Origin of the sequence: Aquabacterium sp., from assembly GCF_016234775.1 — a bacterium.
GTDB lineage: Bacteria > Pseudomonadota > Gammaproteobacteria > Burkholderiales > Burkholderiaceae_C > Aquabacterium.
This window is the reverse complement of sequence record NZ_JACRAH010000036.1, coordinates 80,512-100,719: the sequence shown is the minus strand read 5'-3', so window position 1 is coordinate 100,719 and position 20,208 is coordinate 80,512. Positions and strand designations below refer to the sequence as shown.

General features: G+C 61.5%; 20 protein-coding genes. 8 read left to right on the top strand and 12 right to left on the bottom strand.

The features are described 5' to 3' along the window. Positions 1-4: 4 nt before the first annotated feature. From HY836_RS10605 to HY836_RS10590, 4 genes are read right to left on the bottom strand one after another with little or no spacing between them, the layout of a single operon-like run. The gene (locus HY836_RS10605) at positions 5-2,164 is read right to left on the bottom strand and encodes a chemotaxis protein CheA (RefSeq protein ID WP_290676121.1); all 2,160 of its coding nucleotides are present in this window, start codon (positions 2,162-2,164) and stop codon (positions 5-7) included. Continuing rightward, positions 2,161-2,457 carry a lipid asymmetry maintenance protein MlaB gene (locus tag HY836_RS10600; RefSeq protein ID WP_290676120.1) on the bottom strand — a complete coding sequence of 99 codons (297 nt, stop codon included), beginning with the start codon at positions 2,455-2,457 and terminating at the stop codon, positions 2,161-2,163. Before HY836_RS10600 ends, HY836_RS10605 begins: the two co-directional genes overlap by 4 nt. 21 nt (positions 2,458-2,478) lie before the next feature. Next, positions 2,479-2,844 carry a response regulator gene (locus HY836_RS10595; RefSeq protein WP_290676119.1) on the bottom strand — a complete coding sequence of 122 codons (366 nt, stop codon included), beginning with the start codon at positions 2,842-2,844 and terminating at the stop codon, positions 2,479-2,481. A 14-nt stretch (positions 2,845-2,858) separates the two neighbouring features. After that, a complete protein-coding gene (locus tag HY836_RS10590) occupies positions 2,859-4,010 on the bottom strand; it encodes a methyl-accepting chemotaxis protein (protein ID WP_290676118.1) in 1,152 nt (383 codons plus the stop codon). 249 nt (positions 4,011-4,259) lie between these two features. Between HY836_RS10590 and HY836_RS10585 the strand changes: the two genes are divergently transcribed. Further along, positions 4,260-6,275, top strand: a complete 2,016-nt coding sequence (locus tag HY836_RS10585; RefSeq protein ID WP_290676117.1) for a methyl-accepting chemotaxis protein — start codon at positions 4,260-4,262, stop codon at positions 6,273-6,275. Positions 6,276-6,429: 154 nt separating this feature from the next. Then, entirely contained in the window at positions 6,430-6,951 is a 522-nt protein-coding gene (gene ssb, locus HY836_RS10580) for a single-stranded DNA-binding protein (protein WP_290676116.1), read from the top strand. A gap of 98 nt (positions 6,952-7,049) precedes the next feature. Here ssb and HY836_RS10575 read toward each other — a convergent pair whose 3' ends face one another. After that, positions 7,050-7,418, bottom strand: coding sequence for a response regulator (locus HY836_RS10575; RefSeq protein WP_290676115.1), 369 nt, complete (start codon positions 7,416-7,418; stop codon positions 7,050-7,052). Positions 7,419-7,676: 258 nt separating this feature from the next. Between HY836_RS10575 and HY836_RS10570 the strand changes: the two genes are divergently transcribed. Both HY836_RS10570 and HY836_RS10565 read left to right on the top strand, forming a co-directional pair. Then, on the top strand, positions 7,677-8,981 hold the full coding sequence (locus HY836_RS10570; RefSeq protein ID WP_290676114.1) for a diguanylate cyclase: 1,305 nt from the start codon (positions 7,677-7,679) through the stop codon (positions 8,979-8,981). Positions 8,982-8,983: 2 nt separating this feature from the next. After that, positions 8,984-10,261: a diguanylate cyclase gene (locus tag HY836_RS10565; RefSeq protein ID WP_290676113.1), complete on the top strand. Its 1,278-nt coding sequence runs from the start codon at positions 8,984-8,986 to the stop codon at positions 10,259-10,261. Positions 10,262-10,269: 8 nt separating this feature from the next. Here the strand turns inward: HY836_RS10565 and HY836_RS10560 are convergent, their stop codons facing one another. Both HY836_RS10560 and HY836_RS10555 read right to left on the bottom strand, forming a co-directional pair. Next, positions 10,270-10,575, bottom strand: coding sequence for a DUF962 domain-containing protein (locus HY836_RS10560; RefSeq protein WP_290676112.1), 306 nt, complete (start codon positions 10,573-10,575; stop codon positions 10,270-10,272). A 17-nt stretch (positions 10,576-10,592) separates the two neighbouring features. After that, entirely contained in the window at positions 10,593-11,381 is a 789-nt protein-coding gene (locus HY836_RS10555) for a 5'-methylthioadenosine/adenosylhomocysteine nucleosidase (protein WP_290676111.1), read from the bottom strand. 343 nt (positions 11,382-11,724) lie between these two features. On the opposite strand from HY836_RS10555, the gene HY836_RS10550 reads away from it, so the two are divergent. The 3 genes from HY836_RS10550 to purT all read left to right on the top strand — a co-directional run bounded on the left by HY836_RS10550 (position 11,725) and on the right by purT (position 15,193). Beyond that, on the top strand, positions 11,725-12,642 hold the full coding sequence (locus tag HY836_RS10550; protein WP_290676110.1) for a helix-turn-helix domain-containing protein: 918 nt from the start codon (positions 11,725-11,727) through the stop codon (positions 12,640-12,642). Further along, a complete protein-coding gene (locus tag HY836_RS10545; protein WP_290676109.1) occupies positions 12,635-13,891 on the top strand; it encodes an ATP-binding protein in 1,257 nt (418 codons plus the stop codon). Before HY836_RS10550 ends, HY836_RS10545 begins: the two co-directional genes overlap by 8 nt. A 69-nt stretch (positions 13,892-13,960) precedes the next feature. After that, positions 13,961-15,193, top strand: coding sequence for a formate-dependent phosphoribosylglycinamide formyltransferase (purT, locus tag HY836_RS10540; protein ID WP_290676108.1), 1,233 nt, complete (start codon positions 13,961-13,963; stop codon positions 15,191-15,193). A 4-nt stretch (positions 15,194-15,197) separates the two neighbouring features. Here the strand turns inward: purT and HY836_RS10535 are convergent, their stop codons facing one another. Further along, positions 15,198-15,959, bottom strand: coding sequence for a Crp/Fnr family transcriptional regulator (locus HY836_RS10535; RefSeq protein ID WP_290676107.1), 762 nt, complete (start codon positions 15,957-15,959; stop codon positions 15,198-15,200). A 149-nt stretch (positions 15,960-16,108) separates the two neighbouring features. On the opposite strand from HY836_RS10535, the gene HY836_RS10530 reads away from it, so the two are divergent. Then, positions 16,109-16,429, top strand: a complete 321-nt coding sequence (locus tag HY836_RS10530) for a HigA family addiction module antitoxin (protein WP_290676106.1) — start codon at positions 16,109-16,111, stop codon at positions 16,427-16,429. A gap of 124 nt (positions 16,430-16,553) precedes the next feature. Here the strand turns inward: HY836_RS10530 and HY836_RS10525 are convergent, their stop codons facing one another. From HY836_RS10525 to dapB, 4 genes are all read right to left on the bottom strand, one after another. Further along, the gene (locus tag HY836_RS10525; RefSeq protein ID WP_290676105.1) at positions 16,554-18,053 is read right to left on the bottom strand and encodes an AMP nucleosidase; all 1,500 of its coding nucleotides are present in this window, start codon (positions 18,051-18,053) and stop codon (positions 16,554-16,556) included. A gap of 172 nt (positions 18,054-18,225) precedes the next feature. Then, positions 18,226-18,675 (bottom strand): biopolymer transporter ExbD, encoded by a 450-nt coding sequence (locus HY836_RS10520; RefSeq protein ID WP_290676104.1) that lies wholly within the window; start codon positions 18,673-18,675, stop codon positions 18,226-18,228. A 10-nt stretch (positions 18,676-18,685) separates the two neighbouring features. Then, positions 18,686-19,345, bottom strand: coding sequence for a MotA/TolQ/ExbB proton channel family protein (locus HY836_RS10515; protein WP_290676103.1), 660 nt, complete (start codon positions 19,343-19,345; stop codon positions 18,686-18,688). 15 nt (positions 19,346-19,360) lie between these two features. Then, positions 19,361-20,188: a 4-hydroxy-tetrahydrodipicolinate reductase gene (gene dapB / locus HY836_RS10510; RefSeq protein WP_290676102.1), complete on the bottom strand. Its 828-nt coding sequence runs from the start codon at positions 20,186-20,188 to the stop codon at positions 19,361-19,363. Positions 20,189-20,208 lie beyond the last annotated feature (20 nt).

Genomic DNA, 20,208 nt, shown 5'->3' with positions numbered 1-20,208 from the left:
GCGGTCAGCTGATCCGCTGGACCTGCTCGGTACTGCCGTTTGAGTTCAAACTGAACGGTGTGCGCCCGCCGCCGCCCGGTCGGGTGGCCTCCACTGCATAGCTGACCAGCGCGGGCACATCCAGCACGAGCGCCACGTCGCCAGACCCCAGGATGGTGGAGCCAGCGATGGCACGCAGATGACGGAAAAGACTGCTCAGCGGTTTGATCACGGTCTGGTATTCGCCGTGTAATTTGTCCACAATCAAGCCAATGCGAGTATTGCCATCCCTTGCCACAACCAGGCTGCGTCGCCCGTTGAGCGCGGGCTTGACCTTGTGCAGCAAGGCAATGTCGAAGTAGGGCAGCACTTCACCACGCAGGTTGAAATAACCCACACCGGCATCGGGGCTCAGGCCACATTCAGGCGGCACCTCGATGCACTCCGAAACGATTTCCATGGGCAGCACGTAGTAAGTACTGCCTACACTGGTCAGGAAACCATCGATGATGGCCAAGGTCAGCGGCAGGCGGATCTGGGTGGTCGTGCCGCGGCCCCATTCGCTGGCCAGTTGCATCTGGCCGCGCAAAGATTCAATGCTGCGCTTGACCACATCCATGCCCACGCCGCGGCCTGAGATGTCCGTGACCTGATCTGCAGTAGAAAAGCCGGGAGCGCAGATCAACTGGTCAATCTCGTGATCAGACAAGACCTGATCCACACGAACCAGACCACGCTCGATGGCCTTCTTCAAGATGCGCTCGCGATTGAGACCTCGGCCATCATCGGTGACCTCGATCATCACCTGCCCACCCTCATGGTAGGCGTGCAGCGCGATCACGCCGCGCTCGGGCTTGCCCGCGGCAAGACGCTCCTCGGTAGTCTCCAGACCATGATCCAGGCTGTTACGAACCAGATGCATCAGCGGATCGGCAATCACCTCGACCATGGACTTGTCCAGTTCGGTGTCTGCGCCCGTGATCTGCAATTCGACTTGCTTGCCCAGTTGCTTGCTCACGTCCCGCACCACGCGATGGAAGCGCGCGAAGGTTTCACCGATAGGGACCATGCGCAACGCCAATGCGCCATCTCTTGCCGATTCAACCAGCGTGCGAATACGCAGGGCGGCTTCGGCAAACGTACTGGAACCCTCTTGCTGGGCCACCAACTGGGCACCCGAGCTTGCAATCACCAACTCGCCTACCAGGTCAATCAGGCGATCAAGTTTGTCAGCTTGCACGCGCACGAATCGCGTCTCGTCACTGCGGCGATCGCGCGAAGACTTTCGGCGATCGCCGGATGCCGCGCGTCGATCGGCCGGCTGAGCCTCATCCACCACCTCGGCGACAGTCACGACATCGGCCTCGGCATCTTCCACCAGTTCTGCCGTCACGGCAATGACAGCAGCAACGTCGATACCGGGGCTTGGCGACAAGGGGTCGATGTGCAGCTCGCAGTCATCTACGGCGAACTCGAACACGCTGGCAATGGCCTCTCGGTCTCCGCTGGTGTGGTAATGCGCTTCGAAACCAAGGTAGCACTCTTCCGCATCCAGGGCTTGCAAATCCGGTACCTGGCTGGACAGCACCTTGACCTTGCGGATCTCACCTTGCGTTGACAGGTAACGCAAGAAGGACAACGGATCCAGACCATTGCGCAAGGCATCGCGGCCGAACTGAACCCAGATGCGCCACAAGCGATCTGATCCAGCCTGCTCGGCCAGAGCGGAGGTAACGGACGCGCCCGCGGCATCTGCCTTCTTCTCGCCAGAGCCACCCAGCAGTGCGCGCAAGTCGGCGCTCAACTCCTTGCTCATGGCTTGGAGATCCGGATCACCCGTGGCCGAACTGACATCGCCCAGCAAGGCCTCCATCTGATCGCGACTGCTCAGCAGCAGCGCCATGGCCTCTTCATTGAGCTGATATTGGCCAGAGCGAACCGCCTCCAGCAGGGTTTCGACATCGTGCGTGAAGGCCACGACACGATCACACCCGAACAAGCCGGCCGTACCCTTGATCGTATGCGCCGCACGGAAGGCGGAGTTCAGGGTTTCCTGATCTCCTGGATCATCATCCAGCGCCAGCAGGGATTCTTCGAACTGACGAAGCATCTCACGAGCCTCATCCAGAAAGCCCTCTCTGGCTATGGCCAGGATCTCTTCATCACTTGGATCGATCTGACTCATTCCACCACCTCTTCTTCGGGATGGATCGAATGCAGACTCGCATCCAGTCCATAGACCGCCAGCACACTTTTGACGGCGTTGCTCAACTGCAGCAGCTTGAGCTCCTGACCCTGCAGGGCCACGCTGCGCTGCGCTGACAGCAAAAGCTGCAAGCCCGCGCTGTCCATGTCCGTGATGCCTGAGGTGTCGAACGCGATATGTCCGTCATTGACCAGGGCCAGCATGGCTTCTCGCTGCTGGGCAATGGCGTGTATGGTCCACTCACCTGCCAGGCAGGCTGCTGTCGTCGTCATATCGGCACCTCCGAATCACGTTCAGGCTGCGCAGAGCTTGGCCACGGCATCCACCAGCTGTGAAGGCTGGAACGGCTTGGTCACCCAGGCGCGAACGCCCGCAGCGCGACCTTCGGCCTTCTTGGATTCCTGAGACTCCGTCGTCAACATGATCACCGGCGTGAACTTGTAGTTCGTCGTCTTGAGGTGCTTGACGAAAGCCAGGCCATCCATATTGGGCATGTTGACGTCACAGACGATCAGGTTGAGCTTGCGTCCGTCCAGCTTGGCGCAGGCATCCTTCCCGTCAACCGCTTCCACAACCTCATAGCTGGCCTTTTGAAGGGCCATCTTCACGACCTGTCGAAAGCTGCCAGAGTCGTCGATGATGAGAATAGTCTTGCTCATGGTGGTGAGTCCCTTTAGAAAAACTCAACGGCGGTTTCCCGCTGGATGGAAGTGTTGCCATGATGTTCTGACCGCTGCTCTTCCATCGTGTAGCTCGCGTCCAGTCTTGCCAGCCATTCGCCGGCCTGAGCGGCACTCAGGTCACCGCCTTGCTGCAACCAATCGTTCAATCGGTTGATGTCATCCATCACGCAACACAGCATCTGGCTGAGGCGATCCTGTGTCTGGAAGTTCATCAACACGCGTTCGAACTCGTCATGTACGGCCGCGCCGGCTTCCTGCAGCTCGCGCGATGAGCGATTCATGTCGCCAAGGCTGTTCAAGAGGCCGCTGATCACCTGCCGTGCATTCGCGGCGGCCTGATCACGCAGGGCCTCATCGCTGCTGTCCTGTGCTGCTGCGCGATTGCGCAGCTCCTGCAGTTCGAGGTCAATGCCGTTAGTGCGTGACATCATCTTGTTGGCCGCATCACCAGACTGCGTGGCCAGTTGACGCACTTCTTGCGCCACCACCATGAAGCCGCTGCCACGCTCGCCAGCGCGACTGGCCTCTACAGAGGCGTTCAGGGCCACCATATTGGTCCGGCGGGCGAGTTGCTTGATCTGCAAGGAAATCTGGCGAAGATCGCTCATGGCCTCGCTGAGCATGTCCAGCTTGGCGTAGACCTGGTCTCTGGCCTGCATGGCCTCGCGCATGGGTTCCAGCATTTGAAGCAAGGCTGCTTCGTTGCGCTGAACCATCTCGTCAGCGCTGTGACTGCTCAAGGACAATTGATTGCCTTGCGTCATCTGAATGGCCTGATCCAGGCGCCCTGAAATGGAGCCAAATGAAGCAAGGATATTGCCCACGCTCTCTTCAGAGTGACTGCGCGCACTGTCAATCTGGCGGCGCCAGACGGGCAGAACCTCGCCCACCAGCGGGGCACCATTGGACGGCGGTGCCACTTGCAGCCCGCCAGGAAATCGGGTCATCAAGCGAATGACAAACAAGGTGACCAGTGCGCCCAGACCACCGGTGACAAGGGGACTGACATCCGTCCACGTCACAGATTGAGCGGCCAGCATGACCAGGCAAGATGCCATCACGGCTGGCGCCCAACTACCCGAGTTCTGGGCAGAGGTGGCGCCGTCATTCGGATTGGAATCCGTGGATGCTTGAGATGCCATTTGTTGAACACACCGGAAGAAACTGCCTGGATGGAAAACAGCCGAGGTACTGCCGGTCTTCGACTTGATGTTGCCAATCTTGAAGCAAGGGGGCGGGGCCTATGTGTGTAATAAAGCCGGTATCTCGCCGCATTTATTCCATCTTGTGGAGCGAGATATCACTCAACAATCTCATCAGTCTCCCGATAAAGACAGACCACAGACCGGGTGCGGGCATGTCCATGTCGCGCCGAATCAGGATAGGCAACGATGACGCAACCCTTCAAGCTCCCGGCCCAATGGGGCCAGCGGATGGCGATCTGGCGCCAGGGAAATGTCGTGTCTGCGTTCAGGGAGTACTTCCGTTATCACGGCGTGCTCGCGCCACTGGTGCGCCTCATGCGGGATGTGAACTTCCGCTACAAGGCTTTGCTGGTGGCGGCGGCCTTTGCCGTCCCGACCAGTTTTGTCGTCAGCGTTCAGTTGAGCGACCAGTGGCACGACTACCAAAGAGCCCAGCTTCAGCGTGAGGGCTGGGATTACGTCCACAAGATCGACAAGCTGATCACGGCCGTCATTCCCCGGCGTTCCGCCCTGGAAAACACCAAGGCAGAGCTGGACAAGGCCGCCGATGCCCAATGGCTGCGGGATATCGAAAGCAGCTACCAGCGCCTGGCAGATGCGCAAGACCAACTCGGCGACAAGCTCTCATCCAAAGAGGCATGGCATAGGCTCAGCCAAGCCTACGTTCATCTGAATGCACCGCCCCCCGCCAACAAGACACGGGCCGAGATGCACACGGCATTCATCGAGCTCGCTCGCCAACTGAGCACCGTCGTCAGTGATGGCGCTCATCTGAACGTCAGCCAGAATCAGCACATACACCTCGTCGGCGAACTGGCAACCGATTTGCTACCCCATCTGGACGAGGCTCTCTACCAATTGCATGCCCGATTGATTGGCTTGCTCAAAGATGCTGACCGTGGGGGGAGCGCCATCGAACCCACACTCCTTGCCGCAGACGACGTCAAGGAAACGCTGGCCCACATCAAGGGGCATGCAAGCCGCATCACCAACCTGTCAGGGATGCAGTGCGTCAAGGGATCGGAACCCGTGTTCACCAACGGCGAGCAATTCGCCAAGGACATGCGTGCCTTCGCGCTGGATGCCAATGCCACGGTCGACATGGCGCAGGCCCATGTGACTTCCCAAGATGTCCACAAGGAAGTGCAACGGCTCCGCGAAGACTGTCTGGCCCAACTCGATGCTTCGCTGACCCTCAATGAGGCACAGGTAGGCAAGCGCATGAGCTGGCTTTCTGCGATGGTGCTGCTGGGGGTGGTCATGGCCATCTACGTGATGACAGCCTTCTCCAGGGTGATGCGCGGCGGCATGCAACTGATCCAGTCCGAAGTCGCCCGGATGGCCAGAGGCGACCTTTCCAGCCGTGCAGCGGCGCTCGGCGAGGACGAGGTTGCCCAGACCCTGCGCAGTCTGCGCACCTCGCTGTCGCGGCTGGCTGACCTGTTCACCGTCGTACGACGCGGCGTCGCATCGGTTTCACACGCATCCGGCGACATTTCCACCGCCAGCGAGGATCTGGCCCAGCGTATTCAGCATGCCAGCGAAGCCATGTCCGGCCTCCAGCAGGGCATTGCCGCGACCCTGGATTACCTGGAGGCCAACCAGCAATGCGTGGCACAAGCTGTGGACCGCGCCCGGGATGTCACGGCCGATGCGGGCCGCAGCCGACGCGCCATGACCCATCTGGCAGACGTGATCGACAGCCTGCAAGGTCGCAGCCGGGAGATCGGCAAGATCGTCAGCCTGATCGACGGCATTGCCTTTCAGACCAACCTGCTCGCACTCAATGCATCCGTCGAAGCTGCCAAGGCTGGCACGGCGGGCAAGGGCTTTGCGGTAGTCGCCAGCGAGGTTCGCAGCCTGGCCCAGCGGGTGGCAGATGCCGCCGCACAGATCAACAAGGTCGTGGGCGACTCCACCAACGAGATCGCGCAAGGGCAGGAAATCGCCCGGGGAACCGTGGAGGCCGTACTTTCGACGGAGGCCAATGTGAACGAGATGGGACGGATTCTGAGCAAACTGGCCGATGTGACGGCCAATGGCCGCAGCAACGCCGAACTCATGACCAATACCTTGCACACGGTCAATGACAACAGCGACAAGACCAGCGATCTGGTCGTACAGGTGGCCCATGCCGCCAAGGAATTACGCCACCAGAGCCTGAAGCTGGCTGAGCAGGCCTCGCGCTTCAAGCTGGGTTGATCCCACAGGCCTATAAGGCGAATTTCCCGCCATGTGGAGCCCCCGTGCGGGCGCCCTCCCCTGAGGGAAAAGCCGAATCCTGATCGCGGTGATAATCGTGCTGCTAACTAACGGCACCTTATTTAACCAACCTTCAGCTTTCAGGAATCAGGCCATGGCCTCCATCAACAAAGTCATCCTTATCGGCAACCTGGGTCGCGACCCCGAAGTGCGCTACACCCCCAATGGTGCAGCTGTCTGTAACGTTTCGGTTGCCACCACGCGCAACTGGAAGGACAAGAACAGCGGCGACAAGGTCGAGGAAACCGAATGGCACCGTGTGGTGTTCTATGACCGCCTGGCCGAAATCGCCGGCGAGTACCTCAAAAAGGGGCGCCCCGTGTACGTGGAAGGCCGCCTGAAGACTCGCAAGTGGCAGGACAAAGACGGCAAGGACAACTACACCACCGAAATCGTCGCCGAGCAGATGCAACTGCTGGGTGGGCGCGAAGGCGGTGGCGGCGGTGGCTACGGCGGCGGTAACCAGGGTGGTGGCGATGACTACAGCCAGGAAGCGCCTTCTGCCCCCAGCCGTCCAACAGCGCGCCCTGCCGCAGCCCAACGCCCGGCAGCACCGGCGCCAGCACCGAAGTCATCGACTGGCTTCGATGACATGGATGACGACATCCCGTTCTGAGGCGCCAAGGCCATCAGCAAGCTCACGCCAAACACAAAACCCTGGTCAGCCCCCTGCCAGGGTTTTTTGCTTTCCATGAAGCACATCGTGCGCCTTTGTCAGGCCCCGAGCTGATCCCTGACCGTGCTGACCAGTTGTGCCGGGCTGAAAGGCTTGGTCAGATAGGCGTCGGCACCGGCCTCCATCCCGTCCTCCCTGTCAGCCTGCTGGCCCAGGGCGGTGAGCATCACCACCCGGATGCGGCTCAAATCAGGATCCGCCTTGATACGCCTGCACACGGCAAAACCATCAAGCAGACCAGGCATCATCACGTCCAGCAAGATCACATCCGGCTGAAGGCTGGAGACCATCTCCAGCCCGACATCGCCGTTCTCGGCCTCGTGGACATCAAGGTCTTCCATTTCGAGTGAAAAGCGAACCAGCGACCGGATATCGGCGTGGTCTTCCACAATCAGCACTCGTTTCATGACTCGGTACCTTCTGTCGGCCACAGCCGACGGCTCGTCAAGGGAAACCGCACGGTCACCATTCTCCTCATCACGCCTGTCGCGTGTTGTCAATTTGACGTGACAACACCCGTCAATTCATCGCATAAGACTTCGTGACGTGAGATGCGTCACGCCACATGCCAATACCCGAGGGGACAATCGCGTCAAGCCGCCCTCGCCGGGGCCGAAAACATGGGCAACGCCCGTGCGTCCAATCGGCACGGGCATCGCTGTCGCATGACTGAACTGGCTGACTCCTCACCGCCCAACACCCCGCCCTCATCCTCATCCTCTTGCGGAGTCGATGAGGATGAGGGCGTTGGCCACGCCGGTGGGTCAGAAGCGCACCAGTCGGCGCTCGGTGATTTCGAGGCCGTGTTGCAGCAAGGCTTTCTGGGTTTGCGCTTTCCGGCCGAGATGGAAGTGCGCTTTCAGCAAGACACGGCACCGGAACGCGTGCGTCTGCTGCGCATTGGCGCATTCCTCGGCCTGATCCTCGCGGGCGCCTTGCTGTACACCGACTGGATCATGGTGCCCGACCGCTTCACCGCTGCCACACAATGGCGCTTGCTGTTCCTGGTGCCCGTTCTGGGCCTCAGCGCAGCCTTCCTGCAAAAAGTGCCCTCGCTTTGGCAGGACTGGACAGGACTCATCAACAGTGTGTTGTCAGCCAGTGTCCACTGTTATCTGTGCATCAGCAGCACCGACGAACTGGCTGGGCCCTATCTGGTCACGCTCAGCATGATCGTGCTGTTCAATGGCGGCGTCACGCGCATGCGCTTCTGGCGAGCCATGCAGATCGACGTGATCGTCCTGGCACTGTTTGCGGGCGCGGCACTGTGTATTCCCAACCCAAATGTCCCTGTCATGGTCGGCCAGTCACTTATCATGGTCTCGACCACGCTGTTCACGCTGTATAACAGTTACGGGCTGGAACGCGAGGAGCGCACCAACTGGTTGATGCTGCAACACGAACATCAGTTGCTGGACAAGCTGGAACGTGGCAACCAGCGCCTGGACCAGATCACACGTTTTGACCCCCTGACTGAAATCGCCAATCGCCGGCATTTCGATGAGTTCGTAGGTCAGGTGTGGTCTCGCTGTGCGCGCGACGGCACATCGGTCGCCGTACTGATGATGGACATCGACCATTTCAAGCTCTACAACGATCACTATGGACACCCGGTAGGCGACGCCTGCCTCAAGGAGGTGGCATCCACCATGGCCCGGTCCCTGCGCCGCCCAGGCGACCTGGTGGCGCGCTTTGGCGGCGAAGAGTTCATTGCCATCCTCAGTTGCACCACGCTGGCCGAGGCTTTGGCCGCAGCACAGCGCGTGCGCACAGCAGTGTGGGAACTGGCCCGGCCACATGCCGCGTCCCTCACCCAGGATCGCGTGACCATCAGCGTTGGAGTCGCCTGCCTGCGCGCCAACGAGCCTGGCGCCAGCACCATCCGGCTGCTGGCTCAGGCCGACGAGGCGTTGTATCAGGCCAAGGCCAACGGCCGCAATCAGGCCCAGGCATTCGGGGAGGCGAGCTAGCCATGGTCAGCACCCCAAAAGGCCTCCGGTTGCCGCCACGACGGGCCATCCAGCCTACAGGCCGTGTTGCACGCAGCGAAGTCAACGAGGCGTCCTCCCAATTTGATCGCGGCCTGTCGTGGATGCGCTTTCCACCCACGCTGGAAAAGCAGTTTCTCAACGACGGCGCCCCGCGCCGCATGCGCTACTTTCTGATCAGCGGGCTGCTGTCACTGTTTGTCTTCAATGGCTTTCTGCTGGGCGACTACCTGATGGTGCCGGATGTGTTCCTGCTGTCCGTCAAGGTTCGCCTGCTGTGGTTCACGCCATTCGCCCTTGCCCTCCTCGGACTCGCATGGCTGCTGCGCCATCAGGTGCCTCGCCGTATCCCCCCCTCTGCCCTGGAGTACCTCGTTATGCTCAGTGGCGTGCTGGCCGGCGCCAGCCTGGGCTACATCCTCTCGATCAGTCGCGCCCCCAACAGCCAGTACTACCATGTCGGGCTGATGGTGGTGATCATGTACGGCAACATGGTGCAGCGTTTGCGCTTCTGGTATGCCCTGGCCTTCTCGTTGATGGTCTATGCCATCCACATCGTTGGTGTGCTGACCGTGCCGCTTTTCAACCAGCGGCTCATCGTGCCCATGGTGGCCTTGCTGGGCGCGACCGTCGTGTTCACACTCATGGCCAACTATGCGCTGGAGCGCGACGAGCGCCGTCAGTACTTGCTGTCACTGCGGCGCAAGAACCTGCTGCAGGATCTGAGCAGTGTGCAAGCCCGTTTGCAGCAACTGTCACGCATGGATGTGCTAACCGGCCTGTTCAACCGCCGCCACTTCCAGCAGTACCTGCAACAGACCTGGCAACGTGCTCGCCATGATGGCGACACGGTGGCCATCATCATGCTGGACGTTGACCACTTCAAGCGCTTCAACGACCGCTATGGCCACCCTGCTGGCGACCAGTGCCTGATGCGGGTTGCGCAAGCGCTGCAAGACAAGCTGCGCCGCCCCGGCGATCTGGTAGCGCGCTATGGTGGCGAGGAGTTCATTGCCGTGCTTCCCCATGCCGATGGCGACATCGCCCTGAAGGCTGCGGAACGCGTCAGGCAGGCCATCGTCGAACTGGGCATCCCCCATGAGGACTCGGACACGGCCGCCTCGGTCACGGCCAGCATGGGCGTGGCCACCTGCCAGGTGCGGCCTGATCTGAAAGAAGAAGCGTTGATTGCTGCGGCGGACTCGGCCCTCTACAAGGCCAAACAACAGGGCCGCAACAGGGTGGAAGTGCTGTCCCTTTGACGGCCGGATCAAAAGGGCAACTTGCCCGTCAGGGTCTGCCAGTACATCACCCAGTCGCCCATGAGGCTATAGAGCGGATAGGTGAAGGTGGCTGGGCGATTGCGTTCAAATCGGAAATGCCCCACCCAGGCAAAGCCATAGCCCACGAGGGGCAACAACCACAAACCCGACCAGGTCTGCGTGCCGATGGCCCACAGCAACACCGCTAACACCATGGTGGAGCCGATCACATGCAAGCGACGGCAGGTGCGGTCCTGATGCTGAGACAGATAGAAGGGATAGAAATCGCTGAAGGACTGGTAGCGCTGTTCCATGGTTGGTCTCCGTTGTATCAAACGCGTTGCAGCAGGGCTTCGACGATGGCCAGCGAATAGTGCCGCGCCACTGCACTGACGAATCGAGGAAAGTCGATGTGCGCGTCATCGTCGGCGCGATCCGAGATGGTTCGGATCACAGCGTACGGCACACCAAAATCATGGCAGACCTGAGCCACCGCCGCGCCTTCCATTTCTACCGCCAAAGCCGTGGGCAGGGCCTGTGTCAGATCACGACAGGTTTGGGCCGCGTTGATGAACTGGTCACCGCTGATGACGAGTCCCTGGTGGACTTTCGGCAAACCCAGATTCAGCGGCGCCAGATGCACATCGCCCAAGGCCCCACCTGAAGTCAGCGCGCCAGGGCTGAGCACTTGCGCCACAGTGTCTCGCACCGTGGCCGTGAACGCAGCAGGCGGCGACAGTGCGCTCACTCCCAGCCCAGGCAATTCGAAACGCGGGAACAAGGGTGAAGCATCCATGTCATGCTGGACCAACGCATCGGCTACCACCACATCGCCCACGCGCACACCATCGCCCAGGCCGCCGGCCACGCCGGTGAAGATGATCTGATCAACGCCATAGTGGCTCAGCAGCACCGTGGTCGTCGTGGCGGCCGCCACCTTGCCGATGCGTGACAGCACTGCGACCACCTCTCGCCCATGCAGATGCCCCACCCAGAACTCGCGACCGGCGACGCACTCCACAGCCTCATCGGGCATGACATCCAGCAGCGCTTGCAACTCTTCGGGCATGGCGGCCATGATGCCGATGCGCCCCTTGTAGCGACCCGTTTTGAAACTCATTGGCAAACCTGCTTGAAATGGATGCACAAGCCTGCATCATGTCGCAAGGTGAACGTCCGCAAGATCGGGCATGAAAAAGCCACCTCGAGAGGTGGCTTTGAAAGGCCCGAAAGCACCAACCGCATTCACGCAATGCCTAAGCACCGGTAGCAAGGTTGCCCAACTCGGTTACCCAAGTTGGAGTAATAAAAATTCCCTGAGCGGCGCCTTTTGAGGTGATCTTTTTTCAGCGCACAATTCATTGTATCGGTCATATTTGACGCTTTCGCGCATATGTGATGTTTTGTTACTTTTTTGGACAAGTCATGTTGTCTAGATCCCTGACAAACGAATGAACACCGACATGCCAGTTGATGATGAGCAAGACGCCATCAGCACAGGGTTTTCCTGGGCCAGCGCTTGTTTGGCCGCCTTGCTCGAACGGCACGGCGTACCCAGCCGCCACCAGGCCACCGAAATCGCGCATATTTGCGCGATTTCGATCAGCCAGGCGCGTCGAAAACTGCGTGGCGCGGTATGGCTGTTCGACGAAGTCCAGACCATCTGCCGGCATTTCGGAGAAAGTCTGGACGCCGTTTTCGGTTCATCGGCGTTGCAAACAGGCAGCACCAGCAGCCATGCCACGCCCACCCCGGTCAATACCTATCCCGCCACCTTGCTGATCGACGGCCAGAAGATGGCCTGCAACATCCAGCTGGGGCCCTTGTGCACCACTGCGCGTGATGCGAGTTGCCAGGGTCTGATCGCCTTCTACAACCAGCGCGAAGGTTGGCTCGTGACGGGCGTCCAGCGCATGCAGCAGGAGGGTTACAGCGGGGCGCACTACGCCGTCGAGCAACTACAGGTGCGCAACTCGCTTGATCAGGCCAGAGCCCGGATCGCGGTGCTGGACGATGACATCGGCTCTGCCGCCGCCCTGACTGACTGGTTCAATGAAGTGGGCTATGAAGCGCACGCCTATACCAGTTCGGCAGCCCTGCTGGCACGCCCCCTGTCCGAGCACGATGCCTTCGTGTTGGACCTGATACTGGGTGGCGGCCAGACCTCGCAATCGATTGTCGAACGCATTCGCATGGAGCAGCCCGATGCGCCCATCGTGCTGCTCACAGGTCAGTTGAAGGACGGCACCGCCTCCGAAGCCACGCTGGCCACCATCCTGCGTACCCAAGGCGTCACCTTCTTTGAAAAACCGGTGCGCCCAGCTGTGCTGACGGCCGCCATCCAGAGCGGACTTGATCGTCGCGCCTCTCAACATGACTGACACCATCGCGCCGACACAACCACAGGAACGCGTGCGGCTGATTCTCTGGGCCAGCGCCCTGGTGGCGGTGGGCGCCCTGTCGGTTTGCCTGGCCGGACTGAGCACCCCATGGGACCGCTTCTGGGTGCCCACCATGGGGGCGCTTTACGCATTGGTGGCCGCACTCCTGTGGCGCAAGCCGGCCTGGCTGACACCCCTGGTCTTTGGCGTGCTGCTGTTGACCAGCGTGTACTTCATTGGCGGGCTGTACGTCGCCTCCAATGACCACTCACCCAATGGCCTGTATGCGCTGGCCTGCGCCGCGCAGTTCATGACCATGTTCTATGTCGCCGCCTTCGTGGCGTTGGGGCGAGCAGCCAACCTGCTGTGCTGGCTGCACTACGCCGGCCTGATTGCGATGTACCTGTACCGCTACGGCCCCGTGATGCATGGCGCAGAAGACATGGTGGGCCACACCTGGGGCGTCCTGCTGGCGGCCCAACCAGCCTGCATCGTGGCGCTGCATTACATCAGCACCTTGAAAGACCGCCTGCGAGCCACCGAGCGCGCATCGCATGAAAGCAAGGAGCGCTTCCTGGCCATGCTCTCGCACGAGATCCGCAGCCCGCTGCAGTCCATTCTGGGCTCCATCGATCTGCTGGCACTCAAGGCCAATACGCCCCCCGAACACCGGGCCATCGAGCGCATCCGCAATGCGGCGTCGCAACTCGACACCCACTTGCGAGACGTCACCGAATACACCCGCCTGGAAAACCCCGCATGGCGCCTGCAGCCACAGGCGGTGGACCTGGCTTTGCTGGTGCAGGATGTATGCGACGCCTTCCAGCCACAGGCCCAAAGCCATCACATCAAGCTGACTTGCGAGTTGCCGCCCAGCGACAGCCTGAGCCTGCAGCACATCTGGGCTGACGGCGCGCGCGTGCGCCAGATACTGGGCAACCTCATCGGCAACGCCTTGAAGTACACGCCGTCCGGCAGCATCACCGTCCGAGCCAGCCGAGCCTCATCCACGAGCCCGGCACACCTGGAGGTGATCGACACGGGCATCGGCATCCCCCCCGAGCATCAGGAGCGCGTGTTTGAACCGTATGTGCGCCTGGAAGACGCCCGCATCACGGGCGCAGAGGGCTCTGGCCTGGGGTTGGCCGTCGTGAAACGACTGGCCGACCGCATGGGGGCTGCGGTGCACCTGCAAAGCCAGCCCGGCCAGGGCAGCCATTTCACCGTGATCCTGCCTCAGCAAGGCTGAACGGCAGTCTGCCTGCGGCGACAATAACGCCACCCCTGTTCCAGCCCTTTTTCAACACGCAGGCCCACCATGACCCATCCTGTTCAGACCCTGCCTCTCGGCACCCCTCTGTCTCCTTCTGCAGCCCGGGTCATGCTGCTGGGATCCGGCGAGCTCGGCAAGGAAGTCCTGATCGCCCTGCAGCGCCTGGGTGTCGAGACCATCGCCGTGGACCGCTACGACAACGCCCCCGGCCAGCAAGTCGCCCATCACAGTCGCACCATCACCATGAGCGACCCGGCACAGTTGCGCACGCTGATCGAAACCGAGCGCCCGCACCTGGTCGTACCTGAAATCGAAGCCATCGCCACGCCGGTCCTGGAAGAGCTGGAGGCCAAGGGCGTGGTGCGTGTGATCCCGACCGCCCGCGCCGCGCGCCTGACCATGGACCGCGAAGGCATCCGCCGCCTGGCCGCCGAAACGCTGGGCCTGCCCACAAGCCCCTATCAGTTCTGTGACTCGCTGGCCGAACTGCAGGCGGCCATTGACGCCGGCATCGGCTACCCCTGCATCGTCAAGCCGGTGATGAGTTCGTCCGGCAAAGGCCAGAGCAAGATCGACGGCCCGCAAGACGTGCAGAAAGCGTGGGACTACGCCATGGCCGGAGGCCGCGTGAGCCATGGCCGCGTCATCGTGGAAGGCTTCATCGACTTCGATTACGAGATCACGCAACTGACCGTGCGCGCCGCAGGTTCAGGTACATCCCAGGGCCAGATCGCCACCTACTTTTGCGAACCCATCGGGCACCTGCAGGTCAGCGGCGATTACGTTGAAAGCTGGCAGCCTCACCCCATGAACCCGGCGGCGCTGCAAAAGGCGCGCGACATCGCCAAGGCCGTAACCGACAACCTCGGTGGACAAGGCCTGTTCGGCGTGGAGTTGTTCGTCAAGGGCGATCAGGTCTGGTTCAGCGAAGTCAGCCCCCGCCCCCACGACACCGGCCTGGTGACCCTGTCCACGCAGGTGCAAAGCGAGTTCGAGCTGCATGCGCGTGCCATCCTGGGCTTGCCCGTCGATACCAGCTTGCGTGCGCCAGGCGCCTCTGCCGTGATCTACGGCGGCATGGACACGCAGGATGTGGTCTTCGACGGCGTGGCCGAGGCCCTGTCCGAGCCCGGCACCGATCTGCGCCTGTTTGGCAAGCCAGAGAGCTTTGTCAAACGCCGCATGGGTGTGGCGCTGGCCACGGATGTCTCGATCGACGCGGCCCGCCAGAAGGCGCGAACGGCAGCGGGCAAGGTCAAGCCCCGCGCCGCACGCTGAGCCATCAAGGCGCATCTTCCGGCAACACCATGGATTGACGCAGGCTGGGGTCCACCGCCCCGGCCCGCGCCACCAGCGCCGGCATGTCCACGATCTCGATCTCGGCATAGTGCAGCGCCAGCACACGCTCGCGCTCCAAGGCCCTGAGCGCCTTGTTGACCGTTTGCCTTGAGACGCCCAACATGCGCGCCAGGTATTCCTGGGGCAGGCGAACCCGTCGCCGGATGCTGGGGTTGGTCGACTGTCCGAAATTGGTGGCTGAGAACAGCAAGCGCCGGGCCAGTTGCTGCTCGATGGACAGGGTGGCGTTGTCTTCGATGGCCGTCAGAATGAGCCTCAATTTGCCGCAAGCCAATCGGGCCAGATCACGCCAGTGGGCGGGATGCTGGCCCAGCCACTCCAGCAGTTGCGGGCCGTTCACGACCATCACGGTGCTGTCGGTGTCTGCAATGGCGTCCTGGCTGCGGGGCATGCCGTCGATCAGCGAGATCTCGCCAAACCAGTGATACGGCTCCACGTACATCGTCAGGCGATGGCTGCCATCCTTCGGATTGATGGACCCGATCTTCAAGGCGCCGGCCACCACACAACACAGGCTGTCCTGCGCCTCACCACGTGAAAACAGGAACTCACCGGTCTTGATGTGCCAAAGCCTGGAGCGCTCGATCAAGGCGAGCTGGAACGGCGCCGGGCAACTGGCAAACCAAAGATGGGACTTGAGCGCCGGCAACAAAGTCAGCGGCGTGGATTCAGTTCGTCTCGCCATTGTTTCATCAAACGGTAAACGGCATAAGTGTTTTCCCGCGATCCCCCGAAATGGTTAGATGAATCGCATGTAATTGTCCAAGTATTGACAATCTAATTGAGACAAACCTCATACGATCAGGCCAGTATCTATGAAAAACCCTTAGTCCTATGAGCAATTCACCTGCAGTGCACCCCGGCGCCATTCTGCGCGCCAAGTTCATGGAACAACATGGCCTGTCGGCCAGCGGTCTGGCAATTCGCCTGCACGTTCCTGCCCCTCGCGTGAACGACATCGTGCGTGAGCGCCGTGGCATCAGCCCCGACTCCGCCCTGCGTCTGGCTCGCTTCTTTGGCACAACGCCCCAGTACTGGATGGACCTGCAGACCGCTTACGACCTGCGCGTGGCTGAAGAACTGGCCGGTGAGCAGATCCGTCGTGAAGTGGCGCAGATACAAGCTGCTGCCACGCCTGTTCTGGCTGCAGCCTGATCCCTCTGACATGACCGCATGGCCCGGCACACGCCGCAGCCATGCAGCGTGCATCGTTGCACGCTGATCCGAGGCCATCTAGTAACACAAGGTAGCCTCAGCACAACCACAACGGGTTAGCCCGTTACTGGAACGCGACCTCGGCGAAGCTGCGCAGCTTGCGGCTGTGCAGTTGACCCGCCATATTGGCTCTTAAACGCTCAATGGCGCGCAAGCCGATGCGCAAATGCTGGTCTACCCGCTCGCGGTAGAACTGGTTGGCCATACCTGGCAGCTTGAGCTCGCCATGCAGGGGCTTGTCACTCACACACAGCAAGGTCCCGTAAGGCACACGGAAGCGAAAGCCGTTGGCGGCAATGGTCGCGCTTTCCATGTCCAGCGCCACGGCACGGCTCTGGCTGAAGCGCCGCTCCGGTTCTCGCTGCGGCAGCAGTTCCCAGTTGCGGTTGTCGGTCGACGCCACCGTACCCGTGCGCATGATGCGCTTGAGCTCGTAGCCATGCAGTTGCGTGACATCGGCCACAGCCCCTTCCAGTGCCAGCTGGATTTCAGCCAGAGGCGGAATGGGCACCCACAGCGGCAGATCCTCATCCAGCACGTGGTCCTCACGCACATAGCCGTGGGCCAGCACATAGTCACCCAGTTGCTGTGAGTTGCGCAGCCCGGCACAGTGGCCCAGCATGATCCAGGCATGGGGTCGCAAGACGGCAATGTGGTCGGTGATGGTCTTGGCGTTGGCCGGGCCCACGCCGATGTTGACCATCGTGATGCCACTGCGATCACGACGGATCAGGTGATAGGCCGGCATCTGCGGCAAGCGTGGGGGCGCTGCGCCCAGGGCATCCGCCGCTTCGACGGACTGTCCCACCCTGCGTGTGATCACATTGCCAGGCTCGATGAAGGCCACGCAATCATCATCGTCACGCGGGTTCTTCGGATCTGGTGCTCGACGCATCAACTCATGCCCCATGCGCACGAACTCGTCAATGTAGAACTGGTAGTTCGTGAACAGCACGAAGTTCTGGAAATGCTCGGGCGAGGTGCCTGTGTAGTGACGCAAGCGGTGCAGCGAATAGTCCACGCGCGGCGCGGTGAACAAGGACAGCGGCCTGGGCGCGCCACCGCGCGTCTCATAGGTGCCATTGGCAATGCCGTCATCCATCGAGGCCAGGTCCGGCAGATCAAAACGATCCCGCAAAAGCAAGCGCCGCTCGGCTGACATGCTGCCCTCCAGATGCTGGTGCTCGGCCAGGCTGAAGTGAACGGGGATCGGGTCGCCACCCAGGCCCACCTCGATAGACACACCGTGGTTGGCCAGCAGCAAGTCGAACTGTTCGCGGTAGTAATCGGCAAACAGATCGGGGCGGGTCAAGGTGGTTTCATACGTACCCGGCCCCGCCACGAAGCCGTAGGACAAGCGCGAATCGGCACGTGCGACGGTATCGGTGTGGATGCGTGCGAAAGGGTACTTGGCCCTCACATGGGTCTTGATGTTCTCGCCGGCCACGAAGCGCTGCAAGGCATCTCGCAGGTGCGCAATCTGCTCGTCGTACAGCTTGGTGACATGGTCCAGCGCAGCTTGTGCGCTGTCGAATCGCTGGGTGGGAAACTTCGGGGCTGCCATCTTCGGTCCTGACCAACAGTCAACTTGAGGACCATTGTGCGCGCAGCCTCACCAGGCTGAGCACCGAAATGCGAGGCGACTACAGCCTTGTCGTGCTGGACCGACAACGACCGGATCAACGGCGTGGACAAGCCACCTCGATCCGGTTGCAGGGCTTTAAGATGCTTTGCTGTCAGGGCGCCGAGGCGGCCCCGGCCGGGGCATCGGCTGCAGCCTCCGTCACGAAGGCGATGCGATTGAGGCCAGCCTTCTGCAAGGTACCGATCAGCTCAGCCACGCGCCCGTAAGCAACTTCCTTGTCTGCACGCAGGTGGACCTCGGTCTCGGGCTTGCTGCGCGCCAACTCCTGCGTACGCGTGGTGAGTGCATCCATGGTGCTGGGCTGGTCATCCAGGTGCACCCGACCATCGGGCGTCAACGTAATGGACAGCACCGAGGGCGTTTTGTCAGGTGATGGCCGCGCATCGGATTTGGGCAGATCGAGCTTGAGCTTCGACGTCATCAAGGGTGCCGTCAACATGAAGATGACCAGCAGAACCAGCATGACGTCGATCAGCGGGGTCATGTTGATCTCGCTCATGGGCTGACTGCCCTGAGGCCGCTCCAGACGTCCGAATGCCATGCTCGCCTCGTCAGTGGCCGCGGGCCGCACTGGCCAGCAGGGTTTCACGCAGATCGTGGGCAAAGCCCTCCAGATCGGCTTCGCATGCCGACACCATCTTGCCGAAGATGTTGTAGGCCAGCACGGCCGGAATGGCCACAGCCAGCCCCGCCGCCGTCATGATGAGGGCCTCCCCCACCGGGCCCGCCACCTTGTCAAGCGAGGCCGAGCCTTCAACGGCAATGCCCATCATGGCGTGGTAGATGCCCCAGACCGTCCCGAACAGGCCGACAAAGGGGGACACGGCGCCCACCGAGGCCAGCAACACCTGACCACGCTGCAGGCGGGCCAGGACGGCATGCAGGCTGTCGCGCAAGCGTCGCGTCAACTGGGCTTCCGGCAAAGCCTGGGCTTCGAGCGTGCCACTGGCCACAGCCTGACTCGCGGCATCGACCAGCGGCAAGAGCACCGCTTCGCGATCCAGGTTCTTCAAAGTTTCACGGGCAGCAGCCAGATCGGCTGAACGCCAGAATGCCTGCGCACCGTCGGTCAGATCACGGCGAGCGCGGTTCAGCAACCAGCCCTTCCAGAAAATCACCACCCACGCGCTGATCGACATCAGCAGCAACATGATGGCCACAGCGCGGCCAATGTTGTCGCCCTGCACCCAATACTGGCTCAATCCACCCATATATGTGGCCCTCGCTTACTTCAGGCCCAGCACGTCATCCATGCCGAACAGGCCATGCGGCTGGCTCGACAGGAAGCGCACAGCACGCAGGCTGCCCTGCGCATAGGTCGCACGGCTGGAAGACTTGTGCGTGATCTCGATGCGCTCACCGATGCCGGCAAACAGCACGGTGTGATCGCCCACCACGTCGCCGCCGCGGATGGTGGCAAAGCCGATGGTGCTGGGGTCGCGCTCGCCGGTCACGCCTTCGCGACCGTAAATGGCGCATTCCTGCAGATTGCGGCCCACCGCCTCGGCCACCACCTCGCCCATCTTCAGGGCCGTGCCGCTCGGGGCATCCACCTTGTGGCGATGGTGAGCTTCGATGATTTCGATGTCGTAGCCTTCCTTGAGTGCCTTGGCGGCTTGCGCCAGGAGCTTGAAGACAACGTTCACGCCCACGGCCATGTTGGGCGACAACATGATGGCGATGTCTCGGGCTGCATCCTGGATTTCGGCCTTCTGCGCATCGGTGAAGCCCGTGGTCCCGATGACCATTTTGACGCCCAGCTCACGGCACACGCGCAGGTGCGCCATGGTGCCTTCAGGGCGCGTGAAATCAATCAGGTAGCGGGCGCCCTGCAGGCCGGCACGAAGATCAGGCGTGATCGCCACACCGCTGGTGCTGCCCAGGAAGGCCGTGGCATCGGCACCGATGGCGGGGCTGGCGGCAATGTCCAGTGCACCAGCGAGCTGGGCATCATCGGCGTTCAGCACGGCCTCGATCAGCATGCGGCCCATGCGGCCGGAGGCGCCGGCAATGGCAATCTTGTGAACGGGGCTGGCGTTGTCGGCTGTACTCATGGGAGTGTGATCTCTTCTGT

Excerpts from the sequence above, each read along its gene's own strand:
- purT (WP_290676108.1), top strand. The coding sequence starts at position 13,961 with ATGACCCATCCTGTTCAGACCCTGCCTCTCGGCACCCCTCTGTCTCCT.
- HY836_RS10535 (WP_290676107.1), bottom strand. The coding sequence starts at position 15,959 with ATGGCGAGACGAACTGAATCCACGCCGCTGACTTTGTTGCCGGCGCTC.
- HY836_RS10590 (WP_290676118.1), bottom strand. The coding sequence starts at position 4,010 with ATGGCATCTCAAGCATCCACGGATTCCAATCCGAATGACGGCGCCACC.
- HY836_RS10585 (WP_290676117.1), top strand. The coding sequence starts at position 4,260 with ATGACGCAACCCTTCAAGCTCCCGGCCCAATGGGGCCAGCGGATGGCG.
- HY836_RS10570 (WP_290676114.1), top strand. The coding sequence starts at position 7,677 with ATGACTGAACTGGCTGACTCCTCACCGCCCAACACCCCGCCCTCATCC.
- HY836_RS10545 (WP_290676109.1), top strand. The coding sequence starts at position 12,635 with ATGACTGACACCATCGCGCCGACACAACCACAGGAACGCGTGCGGCTG.
- dapB (WP_290676102.1), bottom strand. The coding sequence starts at position 20,188 with ATGAGTACAGCCGACAACGCCAGCCCCGTTCACAAGATTGCCATTGCC.
- HY836_RS10550 (WP_290676110.1), top strand. The coding sequence starts at position 11,725 with ATGCCAGTTGATGATGAGCAAGACGCCATCAGCACAGGGTTTTCCTGG.
- HY836_RS10605 (WP_290676121.1), bottom strand. The coding sequence starts at position 2,164 with ATGAGTCAGATCGATCCAAGTGATGAAGAGATCCTGGCCATAGCCAGA.
- HY836_RS10555 (WP_290676111.1), bottom strand. The coding sequence starts at position 11,381 with ATGAGTTTCAAAACGGGTCGCTACAAGGGGCGCATCGGCATCATGGCC.
- HY836_RS10520 (WP_290676104.1), bottom strand. The coding sequence starts at position 18,675 with ATGGCATTCGGACGTCTGGAGCGGCCTCAGGGCAGTCAGCCCATGAGC.
- HY836_RS10600 (WP_290676120.1), bottom strand. The coding sequence starts at position 2,457 with ATGACGACGACAGCAGCCTGCCTGGCAGGTGAGTGGACCATACACGCC.
- HY836_RS10525 (WP_290676105.1), bottom strand. The coding sequence starts at position 18,053 with ATGGCAGCCCCGAAGTTTCCCACCCAGCGATTCGACAGCGCACAAGCT.
- ssb (WP_290676116.1), top strand. The coding sequence starts at position 6,430 with ATGGCCTCCATCAACAAAGTCATCCTTATCGGCAACCTGGGTCGCGAC.
- HY836_RS10595 (WP_290676119.1), bottom strand. The coding sequence starts at position 2,844 with ATGAGCAAGACTATTCTCATCATCGACGACTCTGGCAGCTTTCGACAG.
- HY836_RS10565 (WP_290676113.1), top strand. The coding sequence starts at position 8,984 with ATGGTCAGCACCCCAAAAGGCCTCCGGTTGCCGCCACGACGGGCCATC.
- HY836_RS10575 (WP_290676115.1), bottom strand. The coding sequence starts at position 7,418 with ATGAAACGAGTGCTGATTGTGGAAGACCACGCCGATATCCGGTCGCTG.
- HY836_RS10530 (WP_290676106.1), top strand. The coding sequence starts at position 16,109 with ATGAGCAATTCACCTGCAGTGCACCCCGGCGCCATTCTGCGCGCCAAG.
- HY836_RS10515 (WP_290676103.1), bottom strand. The coding sequence starts at position 19,345 with ATGGGTGGATTGAGCCAGTATTGGGTGCAGGGCGACAACATTGGCCGC.
- HY836_RS10560 (WP_290676112.1), bottom strand. The coding sequence starts at position 10,575 with ATGGAACAGCGCTACCAGTCCTTCAGCGATTTCTATCCCTTCTATCTG.